The organism is Dyella silvae, assembly GCF_026421305.1.
GTDB lineage: Bacteria > Pseudomonadota > Gammaproteobacteria > Xanthomonadales > Rhodanobacteraceae > Dyella > Dyella silvae.
In genome coordinates, this window is record NZ_JAPJBQ010000001.1 from 281,557 (window position 1) to 299,188 (window position 17,632).

At 63.4% G+C, this 17,632-nt stretch carries 19 protein-coding genes and 1 pseudogene; 15 read left to right on the plus strand and 5 right to left on the minus strand.

All coding sequences use genetic code 11. The features are described from left to right. Positions 1 to 24: 24 nt before the first annotated feature. The 4 genes from OQE56_RS01260 to OQE56_RS01275 form a co-directional block, all read right to left on the minus strand. On the minus strand, positions 25 to 651 hold the full coding sequence (locus OQE56_RS01260; RefSeq protein ID WP_267220765.1) for a DUF998 domain-containing protein: 627 nt from the start codon (positions 649 to 651) through the stop codon (positions 25 to 27). A 10-nt stretch (positions 652 to 661) separates the two neighbouring features. Further along, positions 662 to 2,200, minus strand: a complete 1,539-nt coding sequence (locus OQE56_RS01265; RefSeq protein ID WP_267220767.1) for an MDR family MFS transporter — start codon at positions 2,198 to 2,200, stop codon at positions 662 to 664. Beyond that, positions 2,197 to 2,640, minus strand: a complete 444-nt coding sequence (locus OQE56_RS01270; protein WP_267220769.1) for a MarR family winged helix-turn-helix transcriptional regulator — start codon at positions 2,638 to 2,640, stop codon at positions 2,197 to 2,199. Before OQE56_RS01270 ends, OQE56_RS01265 begins: the two co-directional genes overlap by 4 nt. A 74-nt stretch (positions 2,641 to 2,714) precedes the next feature. Next, positions 2,715 to 3,155: a hypothetical protein gene (locus OQE56_RS01275; protein ID WP_267220771.1), complete on the minus strand. Its 441-nt coding sequence runs from the start codon at positions 3,153 to 3,155 to the stop codon at positions 2,715 to 2,717. 207 nt (positions 3,156 to 3,362) lie between these two features. Here OQE56_RS01275 and OQE56_RS01280 point away from each other — a divergent pair, with 207 nt between their 5' ends. The 15 genes and pseudogenes from OQE56_RS01280 (at position 3,363) to OQE56_RS20165 (ending at position 16,580) form a co-directional block, all read left to right on the plus strand. Then, positions 3,363 to 3,698, plus strand: a complete 336-nt coding sequence (locus tag OQE56_RS01280) for a YerC/YecD family TrpR-related protein (RefSeq protein WP_267220772.1) — start codon at positions 3,363 to 3,365, stop codon at positions 3,696 to 3,698. Then, positions 3,695 to 4,588 (plus strand): ATP phosphoribosyltransferase, encoded by an 894-nt coding sequence (gene hisG / locus OQE56_RS01285; RefSeq protein ID WP_267220774.1) that lies wholly within the window; start codon positions 3,695 to 3,697, stop codon positions 4,586 to 4,588. The genes OQE56_RS01280 and hisG overlap by 4 nt, the downstream gene beginning before the upstream one ends. 26 nt (positions 4,589 to 4,614) lie before the next feature. Next, entirely contained in the window at positions 4,615 to 5,922 is a 1,308-nt protein-coding gene (gene hisD / locus OQE56_RS01290; RefSeq protein WP_267220776.1) for a histidinol dehydrogenase, read from the plus strand. Beyond that, entirely contained in the window at positions 5,919 to 7,025 is a 1,107-nt protein-coding gene (hisC, locus tag OQE56_RS01295) for a histidinol-phosphate transaminase (RefSeq protein ID WP_267220778.1), read from the plus strand. The genes hisD and hisC overlap by 4 nt, the downstream gene beginning before the upstream one ends. Then, positions 7,022 to 8,086, plus strand: coding sequence for a bifunctional histidinol-phosphatase/imidazoleglycerol-phosphate dehydratase HisB (hisB, locus tag OQE56_RS01300; RefSeq protein ID WP_267220779.1), 1,065 nt, complete (start codon positions 7,022 to 7,024; stop codon positions 8,084 to 8,086). Before hisC ends, hisB begins: the two co-directional genes overlap by 4 nt. Beyond that, positions 8,086 to 8,676, plus strand: a complete 591-nt coding sequence (hisH, locus tag OQE56_RS01305; RefSeq protein WP_267220781.1) for an imidazole glycerol phosphate synthase subunit HisH — start codon at positions 8,086 to 8,088, stop codon at positions 8,674 to 8,676. The genes hisB and hisH overlap by 1 nt, the downstream gene beginning before the upstream one ends. Then, a complete protein-coding gene (hisA, locus tag OQE56_RS01310; protein ID WP_267220783.1) occupies positions 8,673 to 9,401 on the plus strand; it encodes a 1-(5-phosphoribosyl)-5-[(5-phosphoribosylamino)methylideneamino]imidazole-4-carboxamide isomerase in 729 nt (242 codons plus the stop codon). The genes hisH and hisA overlap by 4 nt, the downstream gene beginning before the upstream one ends. Further along, the gene (hisF, locus tag OQE56_RS01315; RefSeq protein WP_267220785.1) at positions 9,395 to 10,165 is read left to right on the plus strand and encodes an imidazole glycerol phosphate synthase subunit HisF; all 771 of its coding nucleotides are present in this window, start codon (positions 9,395 to 9,397) and stop codon (positions 10,163 to 10,165) included. The genes hisA and hisF overlap by 7 nt, the downstream gene beginning before the upstream one ends. Positions 10,166 to 10,259: 94 nt before the next feature. Further along, a complete protein-coding gene (gene hisIE, locus OQE56_RS01320) occupies positions 10,260 to 10,892 on the plus strand; it encodes a bifunctional phosphoribosyl-AMP cyclohydrolase/phosphoribosyl-ATP diphosphatase HisIE (protein WP_267220787.1) in 633 nt (210 codons plus the stop codon). 347 nt (positions 10,893 to 11,239) lie between these two features. Next, positions 11,240 to 12,640 (plus strand): FAD/NAD(P)-binding protein, encoded by a 1,401-nt coding sequence (locus OQE56_RS01325; RefSeq protein WP_267220789.1) that lies wholly within the window; start codon positions 11,240 to 11,242, stop codon positions 12,638 to 12,640. Between the two features lie 126 nt (positions 12,641 to 12,766). Further along, a complete protein-coding gene (locus tag OQE56_RS01330; RefSeq protein WP_267220791.1) occupies positions 12,767 to 13,768 on the plus strand; it encodes a sulfate ABC transporter substrate-binding protein in 1,002 nt (333 codons plus the stop codon). A gap of 4 nt (positions 13,769 to 13,772) precedes the next feature. Beyond that, on the plus strand, positions 13,773 to 14,597 hold the full coding sequence (cysT, locus tag OQE56_RS01335) for a sulfate ABC transporter permease subunit CysT (protein ID WP_267220793.1): 825 nt from the start codon (positions 13,773 to 13,775) through the stop codon (positions 14,595 to 14,597). Continuing rightward, complete coding sequence (gene cysW / locus OQE56_RS01340) at positions 14,594 to 15,457, plus strand: sulfate ABC transporter permease subunit CysW (protein WP_267220795.1); 864 nt, start codon at positions 14,594 to 14,596, stop codon at positions 15,455 to 15,457. Before cysT ends, cysW begins: the two co-directional genes overlap by 4 nt. A 4-nt stretch (positions 15,458 to 15,461) precedes the next feature. Next, positions 15,462 to 16,178, plus strand: a pseudogene (locus OQE56_RS20160) (sulfate/molybdate ABC transporter ATP-binding protein); the annotation flags it as partial. Between the two features lie 15 nt (positions 16,179 to 16,193). Beyond that, positions 16,194 to 16,580, plus strand: a complete 387-nt coding sequence (locus tag OQE56_RS20165; RefSeq protein ID WP_486599063.1) for a TOBE-like domain-containing protein — start codon at positions 16,194 to 16,196, stop codon at positions 16,578 to 16,580. A 14-nt stretch (positions 16,581 to 16,594) separates the two neighbouring features. Here the strand turns inward: OQE56_RS20165 and OQE56_RS01350 are convergent, their stop codons facing one another. Next, a complete protein-coding gene (locus OQE56_RS01350) occupies positions 16,595 to 17,626 on the minus strand; it encodes a C13 family peptidase (protein ID WP_267220797.1) in 1,032 nt (343 codons plus the stop codon). Between the last annotated feature and the right edge of the window lie 6 nt (positions 17,627 to 17,632).

The window sequence follows — 17,632 nt, forward strand, 5'->3', positions numbered from 1 at the left end:
ATGGGTCGCGCACTTGTGCACGACTCAAGCTTGCGATGCGCCAGCCCGGCGCAATTGCCTTGCCGCCCAACCCAGCCACAGCAGGATCAGCACAATAAGCACCTTTTGCATAAGGCCGGATGGCAACCCTTTCCACAGGGCCAGCAGCCACATCTGAGCGAAAGCCGCCCACGCGAGCACCACGCCCCAATATCCCATGTAACGCATGCGCGGATCGCGCACCCATCGCGACGACAGCAGCACCATACCCATCACCAGGCACAGGAAAGTGGTTTGCGCCGCTTGGCCATGAATCAGTTGCGCGAGATTCTCCTGTGGCGTCTGTTGATAGAGCACCGTTGCTGCGACGATCGGCAATGTGACGGCGGCGATGAGAAACAGCACGCTGGCCAATCGGCTGCGAAGATCTTCGCGCGTTACCCGGTAACTGACCCACGCCAGGCAGGCGAGCCCCGTGGCCATGAAGTAGTAAGCGAAGCGAAGCCACGCGCCGCCGGGCCCTCTGAGATAGGCGCTCAATGGCATCACGAACGGGTCGAGATCGGCTCGCGTCGATTGCAGGATGCCTGCCGTCAGCGCGAACACCACGACCGTCAGGTTTATCCATGAGGCCGATAGCGAGAGCCAGGCATTCCGTGGCGAAGCGAGCATTCCGTGCTCCTTATTCGGTGGCGGGCGAGGGCGTGTGGAGACGATCCCGCAAAGGAATTTCCGGCAGCAGCAGGATCACCAGCAGGGCAAGTGCCACCACGCAGGTTCCAGCCGTGAAGGTTGATGCGATGGCGTGCCGGTAGAGCGCGACGGTAGCAGCCTGAACATGGTGCGTGAGCGCGCTGTCCGCCCCGCCGCCTTCCGGGAACATCGTCATGTGCGGCAGCGCACCGCCGTTCTGGCGACGCAATTGCCAGGCCAGCACGGCGCCCGAGCCGGCAACGCCTATCAGCCCTCCCAGCGAGCGGAAAAAGGTCAGCGTGGCGGTACCGACACCCCGATGCACCGGGGCGAGCGCGTTCTGTACGGCAATGGTCATGTTCGGCATCACCAGACCAAGGCCAAGACCCAGCGAAAGGATAGCCGGCTCGATCGTGCCGAGGCCTTGCGAGGTGGCGGCGCACCAGGTGAGTACAGCGAAGGCGATGGTGGCCAGGGTGAGTCCCGAGACCTGTGCGGGTTTGTAGCGTCCGGCTCGCAACAGCACGCGGCCGTTGAACAGTGACGACAGCGCCATGCCGGCCATCAATGGCCCGATGAGCAGACCGGAACGGGCAGGGCTCGCACCCATCACCAACTGAAAGAACAGCGGGAAAAACAGCGTTGCGCCGAGCAAGCCCATAAAGGTCAGTGCCATCACGATGCTGGCGACGACGAACAAGCGGTTGTGGAACAGGCCAAGCGGTAACACCGGTTCCGGTTCGTGCTTCACGTGCCGCACAAACAACACGCCGGTAACGATGGCGCAGGCGGCCAGGCTGGCGATGGGGAGGGATGCCCACGGCCATTCGCTACCGCCCAGCGTAAGCACCAGCAACAGCGAGACCGTGGCGGCAGTCATCAATACAGACCCCAGGTAATCGATGCGGCGCGCGTGCAGCGGGGCGTACTGGCGCAGCGTTCTGTTGATCATCACCAGCGCCACGGCGCCCACGGGGAGGTTGACGTAGAAGATCCAGTGCCACGACAGCACGTCGGTGATGATGCCGCCGAGCAACGGCCCCAATACGCTGCAGATGGCGAAGATGGCAGCAATGACGCCCTGGCGTTTGCCGCGTTCCCTGGGTGGCACCATGTCGCCGATGATGATCTGCGCGAGTGGCAACAGGCCGCCGGCGCCTATGCCTTGAATGGCGCGAAACACGATCAGCTGAGGCAGGTTGCGCGATGCACCGCTCAGTACCGACCCCAGCAGAAACGTCAGGATGGCGATGGTCACCATGGGCTTGCGCCCGTACTGATCGCTCAGCTTGCCGTACAGCGGCATGGTGGCCGTTGATGCAAGTATGTATGCCGTGACCACCCAGGAGAGGTGGCTGATGCCGCCGAGGTCGCTCACGATGCGGGGCAAGGCCGTGGCGACAATGCTCTGGTCGATGGCGCCCAACGCCAGCACGATGACCAGACCGTAGAAAACCCGACGGACTTCTTGCGCCGTCGGAGCGTGGGTGTGATCGGCGGTGGTCGATGGAGTGTTGGAAAGGCTCATGCGTCCAGTTCGTTCAATGCGGGAATGGCGGAGCGGATCGCATCGAGCGATTCGGGAGAGAGTCGTGCCAGCGCCTGAGCGAGGCGATCGGTGCGTTGCTTGCGTTTGGCGTGGATGAGCGCGCGCCCGCTCGTAGTGATCGCCAGCCCCACGCGGCGCCCATCGCCTGAGGCGGCATCCATGCGCTTCACCCAGCCGGCGGTCACCATGCTTTTGATGTGGCCGCTCATGGTTGGGCTACGCAGCTTTTCCAGTTGCGCCAATTCACCGACGCCGATGCCGGGGTGTTCGTCGATAACGACCAGCAGCTGGCTATGGAGCGGGGAAATGGTTTCGCTGCCCGTGTCGCTGCGAAGTTGCCGGTAAAGGCGCCGCAGGGCCGGGCGCAGTTGCTCAGCCAATGCGAGGGCGTCGTTCGGGGTCGTTGAGCTGATCGTCATGGTCCGCTCGCTGGGTAAATAGGTAGGCTACCTATCTAATTTAGCGAATCGGCGCAGGCGCGACCAGTGCCTCGTCAGAGGCCGTGCCAGTGGAGCAGGGGGTCTCGCTGCAGGTCGTCGAGGTTGCCGGAAAGCATGGTTGCAGCGGCATCCAGCAGCTGGTGATCCACGGTGTGGAATCGGTACGACCTGGCCGTTCTCCCAATCTCATCAAGTAGCAGGCTGAGGCCCAGCATATAGGTGCTGCAAAGCGTGTCGTCGCAACGCTGAGCCGCCCGGTGCGTGGCGGATGCCAGGGCAATGGCTGCAACGGAGACCTTGTGGGGTTTCGGGCCGATTTTTCCTTCGAACAGATCGGGCTTCCTCGCCCAGACGTTGGTGACCAATTGGTCTGCCAGCGTCCCCGGCGCGCCGTCCAGAAAGCCTTGCTCGACCAGCTGGCTGAGCAATCGGGTGACCGTCATGGTCGCCTGCAACTGGCCCGCGCGACCCCAAGGTACTTCGAAAGGACTCATTGGCAGCATCTCCATGTCCGGGATCTTGCGGCAACGACCGGCGGATACTCGCAAGAAGTTGCAGAGCTTGCGATACGCCAAAGGTTGGGTGCCGGTCGCGCTAGTGCGGAAGGCTTAACCCGCGCCGGAGGTGGCGTCCCAACCGGCTTGCTGCGCTGCGGAACGTCGCGTATGATGCGCTCCATCGTATTAATGCATTAGTACATTATGAAGCGTCGATCGCTCGATCCCGAGACCCCTGCGGAGTCCGCCGAACTCAGTCTTTGCGAGGCTTTGCTGTCGCTGAAGAATGCCGAGGAGATGTCGGCCTTCCTGCACGACCTGTGCACGCCCGCCGAGCTGGAAGTGCTGGTGGATCGCTGGCGCGTGGTGCCGTACCTGCTGGACGGCGTGTCCTACCGCGAAATCCATGAGCGAACCGCGGTAAGCATCACGACCATCGGCCGCGTTGCGCGTTTTCTCAACCAGGGCAGCGGTGGCTATCTCGCCGCTTCCGCCCGTGCCGCCCGCCGCCGTGCGGCCAGCAAGAAGGTAAAAGCATGAAGCCGCGCGACCGACTGCGAATCGCGATGCAGAAGTCCGGCCGGCTCACCGAGCCGGCACTCGAGCTGCTCAACCGTTGTGGCCTTACCTTCCGTCAGAGCCGTGACAAGCTGTTCTGCTTTGGTGAAGGCGAGCCCGTCGACCTCCTGCTCGTGCGCGATGACGATATTCCGGGGCTGATCTCGCAAGGCGTATGCGACCTGGGCATCGTGGGGCGCAACGTGCTCAGCGAGTTCCAGCAGACCGACGGCCGTGAAGGGCCCGAACTGGCCGAATGGCGGCCGCTGGGGTTCGGACGCTGCCGTCTTTCCATCGCTGTACCGCAGGAGATGGATTACCGCGAACCCGAGCAGCTGCACGGTCAGCGCATCGCCACGTCCTATCCCGGTTTGCTGGGTGCGTGGTTGCGCGAGCGGGGCGTGGAAGCGGGCGTGGTCACGTTGGCCGGTTCGGTAGAGATTGCTCCCAAGCTGGGTACGGCCGATGCCATCTGCGATCTGGTGCAGAGCGGCGGCACGCTGGTGGCCAATCAGCTGCGCGAGGTGGAAGTGCTGCTGGAGAGCGAGGCGGTACTCGCTGGTCCGCAGACGCTGCCGACCGACGAGCGTGGCGACATGATCGATCTGCTGCTGAAACGACTGGACGGTGTTATCCAGGTGCGCGAATCGCGCCTGCTGCTGTTGCAAGCGCCACGTCACGCGCTGGATGCCGTCATCCGCCTGTTGCCGGGCGGTCCGCAGCCAACCTTGCTGCCGGTAGCCGGACAGCCCGACCAGCTCATGCTGCAGGCGCTGTGCGCTGGCGAAGTGAGCTGGCGCCAGCTGGAAGAGATCAAGAAAGCCGGTGCACGCGAGATGTTCGTGTTGCCGGTAGAAAAGATGCTTGCGTAACGCAGGCGAATAAAGGGTAGCGTGGCATGAACCGCCTAGACTGGAATGCATTGGATAGCGCCGAGCAGGGCGCTGCGCTTGCGCGGCCGGCGCAGTCGCGTGCTGACAACCTGCGCAATGGCGCAGAGCAAATTATTGCTCGCGTGCGGGCCGATGGTGATACGGCATTACGCGAACTGAGCGCACGTTTCGATCGCTGTGTGCTGGACGCCATTGAAGTCACCGAGCAGGAATTCCACGGTGCGGAAGCGCGTCTGTCGCCGGCGCTGAAAGCTGCGATCGAGGAGGCCGCCTCCCGCATCGATGCGTTTCATCGCGCGGCGGCACCGAAGCCGGTGGCGCTCGAAACGGCGCCAGGGGTGGTCGTGGAGCGCGTGCTGCGTCCGATCCGCCGCGTCGGCCTGTATGTGCCGGCGGGTAGTGCGCCGTTGCCTTCCACGGCATTGATGCTTGGCGTGCCTGCACGCATCGCAGGCTGCGCGGAAGTGGTGCTGTGCTCGCCAGCGCGTGCCGATGGCCGTTGTGATGACGCGGTGCTTTACGCGGCACGCATCACCGGCGTGCATCGCGTATTCAAGCTGGGTGGTGCGCAGGCAATTGCAGCCATGGCATACGGTACGGAATCGGTACCCAAGTGCGACAAGCTGTTCGGGCCGGGCAATGCCTGGGTGACCGAGGCCAAGCTGCAGGTGTCCGGCGATCCGGAGGGTGCAGCCATCGACATGCCCGCGGGCCCATCCGAAGTGCTGGTTATCGCCGATGGCGAGGCCAATCCTGTGTTCGTGGCGGCGGATCTGCTCTCGCAGGCGGAGCATGGTCCTGACTCGCAGGTGATCCTGCTCAGCCCATCTGCGGCATTGCTCGATGCGGTCGAGGCCGAGGTGGAGCGCCAGTGCGCCGCCTTGCCGCGCGCGGAGATTGCGGAGATGGCGCTGTCGCAAAGCCGCCTTATTGCCGTGTCGTCGCTGGCGCAGGCGATCGAGGTAAGCAACGTCTACGCACCCGAGCACCTGATCCTTCAGGTGGCACAACCGCGTGACCTGCTACCCGGCATTGAAAGTGCGGGCTCCGTGTTTCTCGGCGCGTGGACGCCTGAATCGGTCGGCGACTATTGCAGCGGCAGCAACCACGTGTTGCCCACCTATGGCTATGCACGCAGCTACAGCGGCGTCTCGGTGGCCAGTTTCCAGAAGCAAATCACGGTGCAGGAACTGTCGCCCGAAGGATTGCGCGCCATTGGTCCGTGCACCGCGACGCTGGCAGCGGCCGAGCAGCTGGAAGCCCATCGCCGTGCGGTCACCTTGCGTCTGGCTGCGTTGGAGACGGCAGCATGAGCGTGCTCGATCTGGCTCGTCCCGAGATTCGCGCCATGCAGCCGTATTCCTCCGCGCGTATGGAGGCGAGCGGCGGCAAAGTCATGCTCAACGCCAACGAATCGGCGTGGGCGCCGCCGGGCGATCATGGATTGGGCTGCAACCGCTACCCCGATCCGCAGCCGCGTGAGCTGACCGATGCCCTGGCGTCACTTTATGGCGTCAGGCCCGAGCAGGTGCTCGTGGGCCGAGGTAGCGATGAGGCTATCGATCTGCTGGTGCGGGCGTTTTGCCGTGCCGGTGAAGATGCCATCGCCATCCAGCCACCTACCTTTGGCATGTACGCGGTCTGTGCCCGTGTACAGAACGCGGGCATCGTGGAAGTGCCCTTGGCTGCGGACTTCTCGCTCGACGCGGTGGCCTTGCTGGCGGCCGTGACGCCGGCGGTGAAACTGGTGTTCGTGTGCACGCCCAACAACCCGACCGGTCAGCTGGTGTCGCCGGAAACGATCGAGCGTCTGGCCATCGCGCTAAAAGGACGCGCTTTGCTGGTGGTCGACGAGGCCTATATCGAGTTTGCCGACGCGGTGAGCGTGGCGAGCTTGATCAACCGCTATGACAACCTTGCGGTACTACGTACCTTGTCGAAAGCCTGGGCCCTGGCGGGTGCGCGTATCGGCACTTTGCTTGCGAACGAAGAAGTCATCACCTTGCTACGCCGTGTCATGGCGCCTTATCCGTTGCCGCGCCCTTGCATTGCGCTGGCGCTGGAAGCGTTGTCCAGCACGGGGCAGGCCGAAGTGCGCGTACATCTGGCCACGGTGCGTGAGCAGCGCGAACGCATGGCCTCAGCGCTGGCCGTGCTGCCGGGCGTGCGCGAGGTATTGCCCTCGCAGGCGAATTTCCTGGCGGTACGCTTCGATGATGCCGGCGCGGTTTACCAGCGCCTGCTCGAGGCCGGCATTGTGGTGCGCGATGTACGTCGTTATCCCGGCCTTGGCGACGCGTTGCGCATCACCATCGGCAATGTGGAAGAAAACGACCGCGTGCTGACCGTATTGAAGCGTCCGGCCCAGGATGGCCGGCATGTTGCCGATGGACTGGCCTCAGGTGAACGTGCATGAGCCGCAAGATCCTTTTCATCGACCGTGACGGCTGCCTGATCGAGGAGCCGGAAGACCTCCAGATCGACAGCTACGAAAAATTCGCCCTGTTGCCTGGGGTGATTGCCGCGCTTCAGCGATTCGTCGCCGCGGGTTATGAGCTGGTGATGGTCACCAATCAGGATGGCCTTGGTACAGCGAGTTTCCCCATAGAGGATTTCACCGGTCCGCACGAGCTGCTGATGCGCATCCTGTCATCGCAAGGGATTCGCGTGCGTGAAGTGCTGATCGACCGCAGTTTTCTGCACGAACGAAAAGACACGCGCAAACCGGGCGTTGGCATGCTGCGCCACTATCTGGCCGATGACGGCTGGAGCCGCGCCGCCTCCGCCATGATTGGCGACCGCGACACCGACCTTCAGTTTGCCGCGAACATGGGCGTGCGCGGTCTTCGCGTAGGCCCGCAAGGGGTGAGCTGGGACGAGATTGCGCACCAGTTGCTGGACGCGCCCCGCGTGGCGACGATCGAACGCAACACCCGCGAGACACAGATCACCGTCAGCGTGAACCTCGACAAGGCGGCTGAGCCGCAGATCCACACCGGTCTGGGCTTCTTCGATCACATGCTCGAGCAAATAGGCAAGCATGGCGGTTTTGCGCTGGCGCTACGTTGCGACGGCGATACGCACATCGATGAGCACCACACCATCGAAGACTGCGCGTTGGCACTGGGGCAGGCGTTGCGTCAGGCGTTGGGCGACAAGCGTGGTATCGCGCGTTATGGCTTCACGCTACCAATGGACGAGTCGCAGGCAAGCGCAGCGCTGGACCTGTCCGGCCGCCCGTTTTTCGTGTTCGAGGGACAGTTCCCCCGCGAGCGCGTCGGCGATGTGCCGACCGAACTGGTGCCGCACTTTTTCCGCTCGCTGTGCGAAACGCTGGGTGCAAACCTGCATCTGCGCGTGCAGGGTGACAACGCGCATCACATGGTCGAAGCCTGCTTTAAAGTGGTGGCACGCACGTTGCGCCAGGCGATCCGGCGCGAAGGCAGCGAGCTGCCAAGCACCAAGGGAGCGCTGTGATGAGCGTGGTGCTGGTGGACGCCGGCGGCACCAATATCGGCTCGGTGCGTTACGCGTTGCAGCGGCTGGGCGTGGATGCGGCATTGACGTCCGACGCCTCCGCTATTCGTGCGGCCGACAAGGTCATCCTTCCCGGCGTCGGCGCGGCGGGGCCAGGTATGGCCCGCTTGCGCGAGCTGGGGCTGGTGGATTTGATCCGCTCGCTGACCCAGCCGGTGCTCGGGGTATGCCTGGGCATGCAGTTGTTGTGCGAACGCTCGGAGGAAGGCGATACGCCGTGCCTTGGCGTGGTGCCTGCGACGGTGCGCCGATTCGATGAGCAACCCGGACTACGTGTGCCGCACATGGGCTGGAACCGGCTTCGGCCGCGGCGCGCGCATCCCTTGCTCGCGGGTGTGGGCGAGGATGACTGGGCCTACTTCGTGCACAGCTACGCCGTGCCCACCGGTGATTACGCACTGGCAACCACCGACTACGGTGGGGAGTTTGCCTGCGTGATCCAGCGCGGCAACTTTCACGGCATGCAATTTCACCCGGAGCGTTCGGCCCAGGTCGGCGCTCGCCTGCTGAAGAACTTCCTCGAGCTATGAGCTTCACTGTCATTCCAGCCATCGACCTTCGTAGCGGACGCGTGGTGCGTCTCAAACAGGGCGACTATGCGCAGCAGACCACCTACGACGCCGATCCGCGTCAGCTCGCCCGCGATTACGCGGGTGAAGGCGCAGTGTGGCTGCATCTCGTGGATCTTGACGGCGCGCGCGGCGGCAGCCTGGACAACCTTGCCGTGATCGAGGCAATCGCCAGCGATGGCATGCGCATCCAGGCCGGTGGCGGCGTACGTTCAGAGGCGGACGTGCAGCGATTGTTCGACGCAGGCGTTTCACGCGTCGTGCTTGGCAGCCTGGCGATTCGCGAACCTGAGCAAGTGGCCGGCTGGCTGACGACGCATGGCGCCGACCGTTTCACCATCGCGCTGGATACGCTGCAGAAGGATGGTGCGTGGACCTTGCCGAGCGCCGGTTGGACCGAAGCGGAGTCGCAAACCCTCGACGACCTTGCGCCGTGGTATGCCGCGCGAGGCGCAAAGCATCTGTTGTGCACGGATATCCACCGCGACGGTATGTTGGCGGGCTTTAACCTCGACCTCTATCGCTATCTGGCCACTGCCGTGCCCACGCTGGCCGTGCAGGCATCCGGTGGCGTGCGTTCGCTTGACGACATTCGTGCGGCGCGTGAGGCGGGTGCGCGGGGTGTGATCCTTGGCCGTGCCTTGCTCGAAGGGCGCTTCACCGTGAGGGAGGCACTCGCATGTTGAGCCGCCGCATCATTCCCTGTCTGGACGTGCGCGACGGCAAGGTCGTCAAGGGCGTGCGTTTTCGCGATCACGTGGTGATGGGTGAGATCGTCGATCTTGCGCTGCGCTATCGCGACGAAGGTGCTGACGAGCTGGTGTTCTACGACATCACCGCCAGCCCCGAAGGGCGCACCGTAGATCGCGGCTGGGTCGAGCGGGTGGCGCGGGTCATCGATATTCCGTTCTGCGTGGCGGGCGGTATTCGCAGTGTCGACGAAGCGCGCGCTGTGTTGCACGCCGGCGCGGACAAGATCTCAGTGAATTCGCCCGCGCTGGAGCGGCCTGCGTTGATCGACGAGCTGGCCGGCGCATTCGGTGTGCAATGCGTGGTGGTCGGTGTCGACAGTCTGCGTGACAGCGATGGCGAGTGGCGCGTGCGCCAGTACACCGGCGATCCATCGCGCACGCAGGCCTTGCCGCGCCGGACGCTGGACTGGGTGGTGGAGGCGCAGAAGCGTGGCGCCGGGGAAATCGTGCTCAACTGCATGGGCAGTGATGGCGTGCGTCAGGGCTACGATCTGGATCAGCTCGCGGTGGTCAGGGCCATTTGCCAGGTGCCATTGATCGCGTCAGGTGGCGCGGGTGCCGCCGAGCATTTCCGCGATGCCTTCACCGAGGCCGATGTTGACGGTGCGCTGGCAGCCAGTGTGTTCCACTCCGGCGCCATCGCCATTCCCGATCTGAAGCAGTCGCTGGCGGGTTGGGGCGTAGCAGTAAGGATTTAGGAGTGAGTAGAGAGGAGTGAGAAGTGAGAGGAGGGCCGTGGCTCTCTCGTACTACTTATTCCTCTTCACTCGCTTCTCTCATAGAGATTTCGTCATGACTCAGAATTTCCTCGACGCATCGCAACTCGACTGGGCCAAGGGCGATGGGTTGCTTCCCGTCGTTGTGCAGCACTGGTTGACGGGAGAGGTGCTGATGCTTGGTTACATGAACGCCGAAGCATTGGTCAAAACCCAGGCGACTGGGCAAGTCACCTTTTTCAGCCGGAGTAAGCAGCGTCTGTGGACCAAGGGCGAAACGTCAGGCCATGTGCTGACGTTGAAGTCAGTGCGTAAGGATTGTGACGCGGACACGCTGCTGGTGGAGGCAGAACCGCATGGTCCGACGTGCCACAAAGGCACCAGCAGCTGCTTCGGCGACGATGTGCAGCCGGCACTAGGTTTTCTGGCCGAGCTGGATGCGCTGATAGCTCAGCGATATGCGGATCGCCAATCGGGCAGCTACACCACGAAACTCTTTGAAGGCGGCATCCGCCGCATGGCGCAGAAGGTGGGCGAGGAGGGCGTGGAAACGGCGCTTGCCGCCGTGGCCCAGGACGACGAAGCCCTGCTTGGCGAGGCCGCCGATCTGATCTATCACCTGACGGTAACCCTGCGAGCCCGTGGGCTTGGCCTGGCCGACGTCGCCGCCGTGCTGGCGAAACGCCATTCGGTGCGCGAGACGCATTGAGGCGAATATTCCTGCGGTGAGGTGGGGCGTCATAACCTCCCGGGAATAAGCTCCGACACAAGTCGACGGATGGCTAGCGTCGCCTTAACGGGCACTGTGATTGATTCTGCATCGGGCACGCAGACATGCCGGGGACAGCACTATGCCAATCGCCACCAGTCGCTTCACGCTGATGAGCAACACGGGTTTATGCGCGCGGAGCCGCGCTCTTTGATGTGCTGATGCTGCGGTAGCGCCTTCAAATGTGAAGGCCGCCTTCACCTGGGTTTTTAGCAAGGGGACAAATGCGGAGTGACCTGCTGCGGGCAGATCGCTCGGCTTCGTGCCCGCCGTCTGAGGATCGATGCATGGCTGATATTGCAGTGATCGGTGGTGGTGCGGCAGGCGCAGCCGCATTCGGGGAACTCCTCGCCCGCTTTGATGCGGGCACGATCCATTGGATTGTTGGCCAGCATGAGCCAGGGCGTGGCGTGGCCTATGCCACCAGCGACGACCGCCACCTGCTCAACGTGCGGGCATCGAGCATGGGTGTTTTTCAGGAGCACGGCGACGACTTCATCCGGCATGCTGCCCAGCAACTCGGGCAGGTGAAGGGAACGGATTTCCTGCCGCGTCGCGTGTTCGGCGATTTCATCCAGGCGCAGGTCGGTGCGCGTATCGATGCGGCGCGCCGCGCCGGACGCAGTTTCCGTATTCATCCAGAGAGTGCCCGGGCGATCGTGCAGCGAGGCGAGGGTGGTTATGCCGTGAGGGTTGGCCCCGACCGTTGGCTCGATGTCTCCCTTGTCGTGCTCGCCGTGGGAGCGTTGGCGCAACGGCCTTTGCGTACGGTATCCACGACGGCCCTGACCAGTGGCGCCTACGAGCTGGACCCGTGGCAGCTGGACCGGCATGTAAAAGCGCCGCGTCGCGTGGTGGTCATCGGCACCGGGCTGACGGCGGTCGATACCTTGTTGTCGGCGGCAGCGCGATGGCCGTATGCCGAGTTGATAGCCATATCCAGGCATGGGCTGTGGCCGTTTACTCACGCGGCTTTGCCGCTCAGTCCCTATCCCCGACAGAGCGAGCTCAACCAGGCGCTGCTTGGCTGCGATGGCGTGGCGCCCATGCTGCGCGAGGTGCGTCGTGCTATCGATAGCGCCCCAGACACGGATTGGCGCAGCATCATCGATGGCATGCGGCCGATCAACGCGCTGCTGTGGCAGCGCCTGAGCCACGACCAGCGAAAGCAGTTTCTGCGTCACGTGCGCTGGATCTGGGAAGCCTCGCGACACCGCATGGCCCCCGCATCAGGCGAAGCGATCTATCAGTTGCAGGAGGAAGGGCGGCTGCAAGTGCTGGCTGCCCGCGTGCTCGATGTCGATGGCACCGCGCCGTTGCAGGTGACCTTACGCGAACGCGCGACCCAGCTGGTGAGTGTGCTGGAGGCAGACCTGGTGATTCAGGCCACCGGGTTGGATACCGCCGTTGCCTACGGCGCCCACGAGCTCTTGTCCCAGCTGTTGCGCGATGGCGTGGCTTCTGCCGATGCCTTGCAGTTAGGTATTCGGGCCGAGCCCGATGGCCAATTGCTTGGCCCATCCGGTGAGCCTCGCCCGGGGTTGTATGCCATGGGGTCGTTGCTGCGCGGGATTTTGTGGGAGTGCACGGCCATGCCCGAAATACGTACGGCGGCCCATCATCTGGCAACGCAGTGGGTACAGGGTGTTGTCGGCGATTCGAGTGAAAGCGCCGGTGAAGGGCCATGAGGCTGTTTTAAGCCAAGGGTGCGCTGATGTTGCGCAAGGCGATGACATGTCGTTATGCCATATTGCGATTTCGCACTGCCGTGCATACCCGATAGCCTGACCGTTCCATGTTCCGCAGGAGACGTCATGAAGAAGTTCTTCCCTGTCTTGCTCACCGCCGTCGGCATGGTGTTGGCCGTCTCGGTAGCGGCCAAGGACGTGACTTTGCTGAACGTCTCCTACGACCCGACGCGTGAGCTTTATCGCCAGATAAACAATGCTTTCGTTGCGCAGTGGAAGACGCAGCACAGCGATAGCGTCACCATGCAGATGTCACATGGCGGCTCAGGCAAGCAGGCACGTTCCGTGGTGGATGGGCTGCCGGCGGATGTGGTGACGTTGGCACTCGCTTACGACATCGATGCCATCGCCGATCGTGGATTGCTGGCCAAGGACTGGCAGAAACGATTACCCCATAACGCGGCGCCTTATACGTCGACCATTGTTTTCCTCGTGCGCAAGGGCAATCCCAAGGGCATCAAGGACTGGGCCGACCTGGTGCGCCCCGGCGTGCAGGTGGTGACGCCCAATCCCAAATCGTCCGGTGGCGCACGCTGGAATTTCCTCGCCGCCTGGGGCTATGCGCTGAAACAGCCAGGGGGCAGCGAGGCCACAGCGAAAGCCTATGTAACGGATCTTTACAAGCACGTGCCGGTGCTCGATACCGGTGCACGTGGCGCCACCAATACGTTCGCCCAACGCGGTATCGGCGATGTGCTGATCGCCTGGGAGAACGAAGCGCTACTCGTCCAGCGCGGACTTACCAAAGACGGGTTCGAGATCGTGGTGCCCTCCGTCACCATCGTGGCCGAGCCGCCAGTGGCGGTAGTGGATGCCAATGTGGACAAGCACGGCACGCGCGCTGTAGCGCAAGCGTATGTGGAGTTCCTCTACTCGCCGCAAGGACAGGAGATCGCTGCCAAGAATTACTACCGTCCCTCGTCGCCGGAGGTGGCCGCGCGTTTCGCCAGTCAGTTCCCGGCCACCCACACCTTCACTATCAACGACGTGTTCGGCGACTGGCGTCAGGCGCAGGCGAAGTTCTTCAATGAGGGTGCCGTCTTCGATCAGATAGGCACGGGACACTGAGCGGATGCGACGGCGGATACTTCCAGGTTTCGGCATCAGCCTTGGCTACGCGCTGGCCTACCTGGGGTTGATCGTGCTGTTGCCATTGGCGGCGCTCGCCTGGAAAGCGTCGGGCATAGGATTCGAGGGATTGTTGCGCCTGCTGTCTGCACCACGAACGCTGGCCGCGCTGCGGCTGAGCCTTGGCGGCGCGCTGCTGGCTGCGCTCATCAACGCCGTCATCGGTCTGCTGGTGGGCTGGGTGTTGGTGCGCTATCGCTTTCCGGGGCGCCGCCTGTTCGATGCATTGGTGGATCTGCCGTTTGCGCTGCCTACGGCGGTGGCGGGTATTGCGCTCACCAATCTCTATGCGCCTAACGGTTGGTTGGGTGCGTGGCTTGAGAAGATAGGCATCAAGGTGGCCTACACACCGCTCGGCGTGTTCGTGGCCATGGTCTTTGTGGGTTTCCCCTTTGTGGTGCGTACGCTGCAACCGGTATTGACGGCCCTTGAGCGGGATGTGGAAGAGGCGGCCGAGAGCCTGGGCGCGCGACGCTGGCAGACCTTTTTCCGCGTGATCTTGCCCATGCTTGCGCCCACGCTGCTTACCGGCTTTGCGCTTGCGCTGGCGCGCGCGGTAGGTGAGTACGGTTCGGTGATCTTTATCGCCGGCAATATTCCGATGCACTCGGAAATTGCACCGTTGCTGATCGTGCAGAAGCTGGAGCAGTTTGATTATGCCGGCGCCGCCGCACTGGGCGTGGCGATGCTGCTGTTGTCATTTCTGTTGCTGGTATCCGTCGCGTTGCTGCAACGCTGGAGCAATCGTTGGGCGGAGCGCACGTCATGAGCGCACGCATGGCATCCCGTCCCATCGGCTGGCCGCGCCGCGTGGTGCATGTCGGACTGATCCTTGTCGCGCTGATCTTCCTGGTGTTGTTTCTGCTGCTGCCGTTGGCGACAGTCTTTGTAGAGGCTTTCCGAGAAGGCATCGCGCCGTATGTTGCGGCCATCCGGCAACCGGAAGCGTTGTCCGCGATTCGGCTCACGCTCATCGTCGCGGTCATCGCCGTTCCCCTCAATGTGGTGTTCGGCATCGCAGCCGCCTGGGCGATGACCCGTTTTGAGTTTCGTGGCAAGGCGCTGCTGGGGGCGCTGATCGATTTGCCGTTCTCGGTGTCGCCAGTGATCTCCGGTCTGGTTTACGTGCTGTTGTTCGGTGCACAGGGTTGGTTTGGGCCTTGGCTGGAAGCGCACGACATCAAGATCATTTTTGCCGTACCCGGCCTGGTGCTCGCGACGATATTCATTACGTTGCCGTTCGTTGCGCGTGAGTTGATACCGCTGATGCAATCGCAGGGCAGCGAGGAAGAAGAGGCGGCGCGTGTGCTGGGGGCGAGCGGCTGGCAGATGTTTTTCCGCGTTACGCTGCCCAACATCCGCTGGGCGTTGCTGTACGGCGTGCTGTTGTGCAATGCGCGGGCGATGGGCGAGTTCGGCGCCGTTTCCGTGGTGTCGGGGCACATTCGGGGCCTTACCACCACCATCCCGTTGGAAGTGGAGATGCGCTACAACGAGTACGACTATGTGGGTGCGTTTGCCGTGGCATCGCTGCTGGCCTTGCTGGCACTGGTGACGCTTGCGGTGAAAACCTTGTTGGAGTGGCGCTACGGCGATGAAATCGCCGCGCATGCGCCGGGTGGTCATTAAGGATATGGCGTTGGAACTGTCACATCTCAATCGCCGCTTCACAGGGTTCGCCGCGCTGAACGACGTCAGCCTGACGATCGCGCCCGGCGAATTCCTTGCGCTGCTTGGCCCTTCCGGGTCGGGCAAGACAACGTTGCTGCGTATTCTGGCGGGCCTGGACTATCCCGACAGCGGCAGCGTGGTGAAGGAGGGTGAGGATTTCCTGGCCACGCCCGCCCGCGAACGCCGCATCGGCATGGTGTTCCAGCACTATGCGCTGTTCCGGCACCTCACCGTGATCGAGAACATCGCTTTCGGATTGCGTGTACGTTCGTGGCGTTCGCGCCCCTCCCGCAAGGTTATTCGCGAGCGCGTCGACCGGCTGTTGCGGCGTGTGCAACTGGAGGGTCTGGGTGGCCGCTATCCCACGCAATTGTCGGGCGGCCAACGGCAGCGAGTGGCGCTCGCGCGTGCGCTCGCGGTGGAGCCGGATATGTTGCTGCTTGACGAGCCGTTCGGTGCGCTCGATGCGCAGGTACGAGTCACGCTGCGCCGCTGGCTGCGAGAGCTGCATGAGGAACTGGGGCTCACCACCGTCTTCGTGACACACGATCAGGAAGAAGCACTTGAACTGGCCGACCGCGTGGCGGTGATGAACAACGGCCGCATTGAGCAGGTCGGGCCGCCGGAGGCGATCTATCAACAGCCTGCCACGCCTTTCGTGTGCGAGTTCATTGGCAAGGTCAACCGGCTCACGGTGCGCAAACAGGAGGCAGGGCTTGCTGCCGGCGACTGGCTGCTGGGTGACGACCCATGGCAGGGGCGTTATCCGGAGGCCGTAGCCTATGTAAGACCGGAACAACTGCGCGTCGCGGCCTCATCAACGCAGCCCGGCTGGGAGGCACGGTTGCGCCACATTTACCTGGCAGGCAGCGTGGCGCATCTCGACCTGTACGTGCCATCGCTCGATCAGGCGCTCGAAGCGGACGTGGCCAGCGAAGACCTGTCACGACTGGGCGTGCAGGCGGGGATGGATCTGCGCGTGGCACCGCGCAGCGCGGTGCTGTTTCCCAATGACGGCAATGGCAACGCGCTTAGCGAGGAACGCTGGATCTGGCAGGCCAGAAGCCCGGTGCCCGCCTGATCCTGCGACAGGACTCAGCGGTTGCCGGTATGGCGTTGAAGGATCGCGGGCGAGGCAGGCTTGAACGCCACCACCGGTCCCGGCACCACGCGGCGACGCCATAGCGCGAGCTGATCGGCGATGCCGGCGCCGACATTCATCTGGGGCTCCGACGGTGTGAGCTTGTCCTTCGTTTCCCACTGCGCGATTTCACCGGACGCCTGGCGGAACGCTTCCATGAAATCCGGCGTGCGATTAAGCGCATCGACCAGCCAGGCGCGGCCGAAGTAGGTGATGTCCGAATCCGAGCCACAGCCGAAGGAGCTGCGATCAGTGCGGGCGGCGGTGATCACCAGCGTTCCGGCGCCTTGCAGCGCCGGGACGAAGCCGCCCGAATAACAGGCGTTCACCACCACCACTTTCCATTTGAACGGGCGCTTGTCGAGAATATCGGACAGATCGGCCGCACCGATCTGATCCAGCGGCAGTGGATCCATGTCGACCAGAAGATTGTGGTCTTCATCGCCATGGGTGGTCATGTAAAGCAGCAGGATGTCTTCGTCGGGCTTCATCACGTCGGCGAGGCCATCCAGCGTTTCTTCCAGATTGCTCCATGTGGCCAGCGGGCGGTGCTCCAGCGCGGCCGGGTTGTTCTCCAGCACCATCACATGGGTGCTGGCGCCAAAGCGTTGGGGAAACAGTTTGGCGGCGTATTCCGCTTCGTTGCGAAACACATCTTCGCCGCCGTCGCCGCCAAACGCCAGCACATAGAGATTGGGCTGGCCGGGCACGCGTTCGCTCAGCTGCGCCAGCGCCTTGTGCACCATGCTGCGTTGCGAATACATCACCTGCTCGGGAGACGGGGCCTGCTGCGGCCAGTTGTCTGCGCCAGCGGTGCCTTCCTCTTCGTTGGCAGTGCTCTCGGCAGGTGCTGGCGCCGAGGTCGTCTGCTCGGGACGAGGGCTGCCAGCGTCAGATACCGGGGCCGGCGGTGCGTGGCGAGACAATCCCACCATGAGCAACACACCGGCTGCGAAGGCGAGCAGGGCAGTCAGGGCAGTACGCATGGCGGG

Coding starts and splice junctions, on each gene's coding strand:
- OQE56_RS01260 (WP_267220765.1), bottom strand. CDS start 651: ATGCTCGCTTCGCCACGGAATGCCTGGCTCTCGCTATCGGCCTCATGG.
- OQE56_RS01265 (WP_267220767.1), bottom strand. CDS start 2,200: ATGAGCCTTTCCAACACTCCATCGACCACCGCCGATCACACCCACGCT.
- OQE56_RS01270 (WP_267220769.1), bottom strand. CDS start 2,640: ATGACGATCAGCTCAACGACCCCGAACGACGCCCTCGCATTGGCTGAG.
- OQE56_RS01275 (WP_267220771.1), bottom strand. CDS start 3,155: ATGAGTCCTTTCGAAGTACCTTGGGGTCGCGCGGGCCAGTTGCAGGCG.
- OQE56_RS01280 (WP_267220772.1), top strand. CDS start 3,363: ATGAAGCGTCGATCGCTCGATCCCGAGACCCCTGCGGAGTCCGCCGAA.
- hisG (WP_267220774.1), top strand. CDS start 3,695: ATGAAGCCGCGCGACCGACTGCGAATCGCGATGCAGAAGTCCGGCCGG.
- hisD (WP_267220776.1), top strand. CDS start 4,615: ATGAACCGCCTAGACTGGAATGCATTGGATAGCGCCGAGCAGGGCGCT.
- hisC (WP_267220778.1), top strand. CDS start 5,919: ATGAGCGTGCTCGATCTGGCTCGTCCCGAGATTCGCGCCATGCAGCCG.
- hisB (WP_267220779.1), top strand. CDS start 7,022: ATGAGCCGCAAGATCCTTTTCATCGACCGTGACGGCTGCCTGATCGAG.
- hisH (WP_267220781.1), top strand. CDS start 8,086: ATGAGCGTGGTGCTGGTGGACGCCGGCGGCACCAATATCGGCTCGGTG.
- hisA (WP_267220783.1), top strand. CDS start 8,673: ATGAGCTTCACTGTCATTCCAGCCATCGACCTTCGTAGCGGACGCGTG.
- hisF (WP_267220785.1), top strand. CDS start 9,395: ATGTTGAGCCGCCGCATCATTCCCTGTCTGGACGTGCGCGACGGCAAG.
- hisIE (WP_267220787.1), top strand. CDS start 10,260: ATGACTCAGAATTTCCTCGACGCATCGCAACTCGACTGGGCCAAGGGC.
- OQE56_RS01325 (WP_267220789.1), top strand. CDS start 11,240: ATGGCTGATATTGCAGTGATCGGTGGTGGTGCGGCAGGCGCAGCCGCA.
- OQE56_RS01330 (WP_267220791.1), top strand. CDS start 12,767: ATGAAGAAGTTCTTCCCTGTCTTGCTCACCGCCGTCGGCATGGTGTTG.
- cysT (WP_267220793.1), top strand. CDS start 13,773: ATGCGACGGCGGATACTTCCAGGTTTCGGCATCAGCCTTGGCTACGCG.
- cysW (WP_267220795.1), top strand. CDS start 14,594: ATGAGCGCACGCATGGCATCCCGTCCCATCGGCTGGCCGCGCCGCGTG.
- OQE56_RS01350 (WP_267220797.1), bottom strand. CDS start 17,626: ATGCGTACTGCCCTGACTGCCCTGCTCGCCTTCGCAGCCGGTGTGTTG.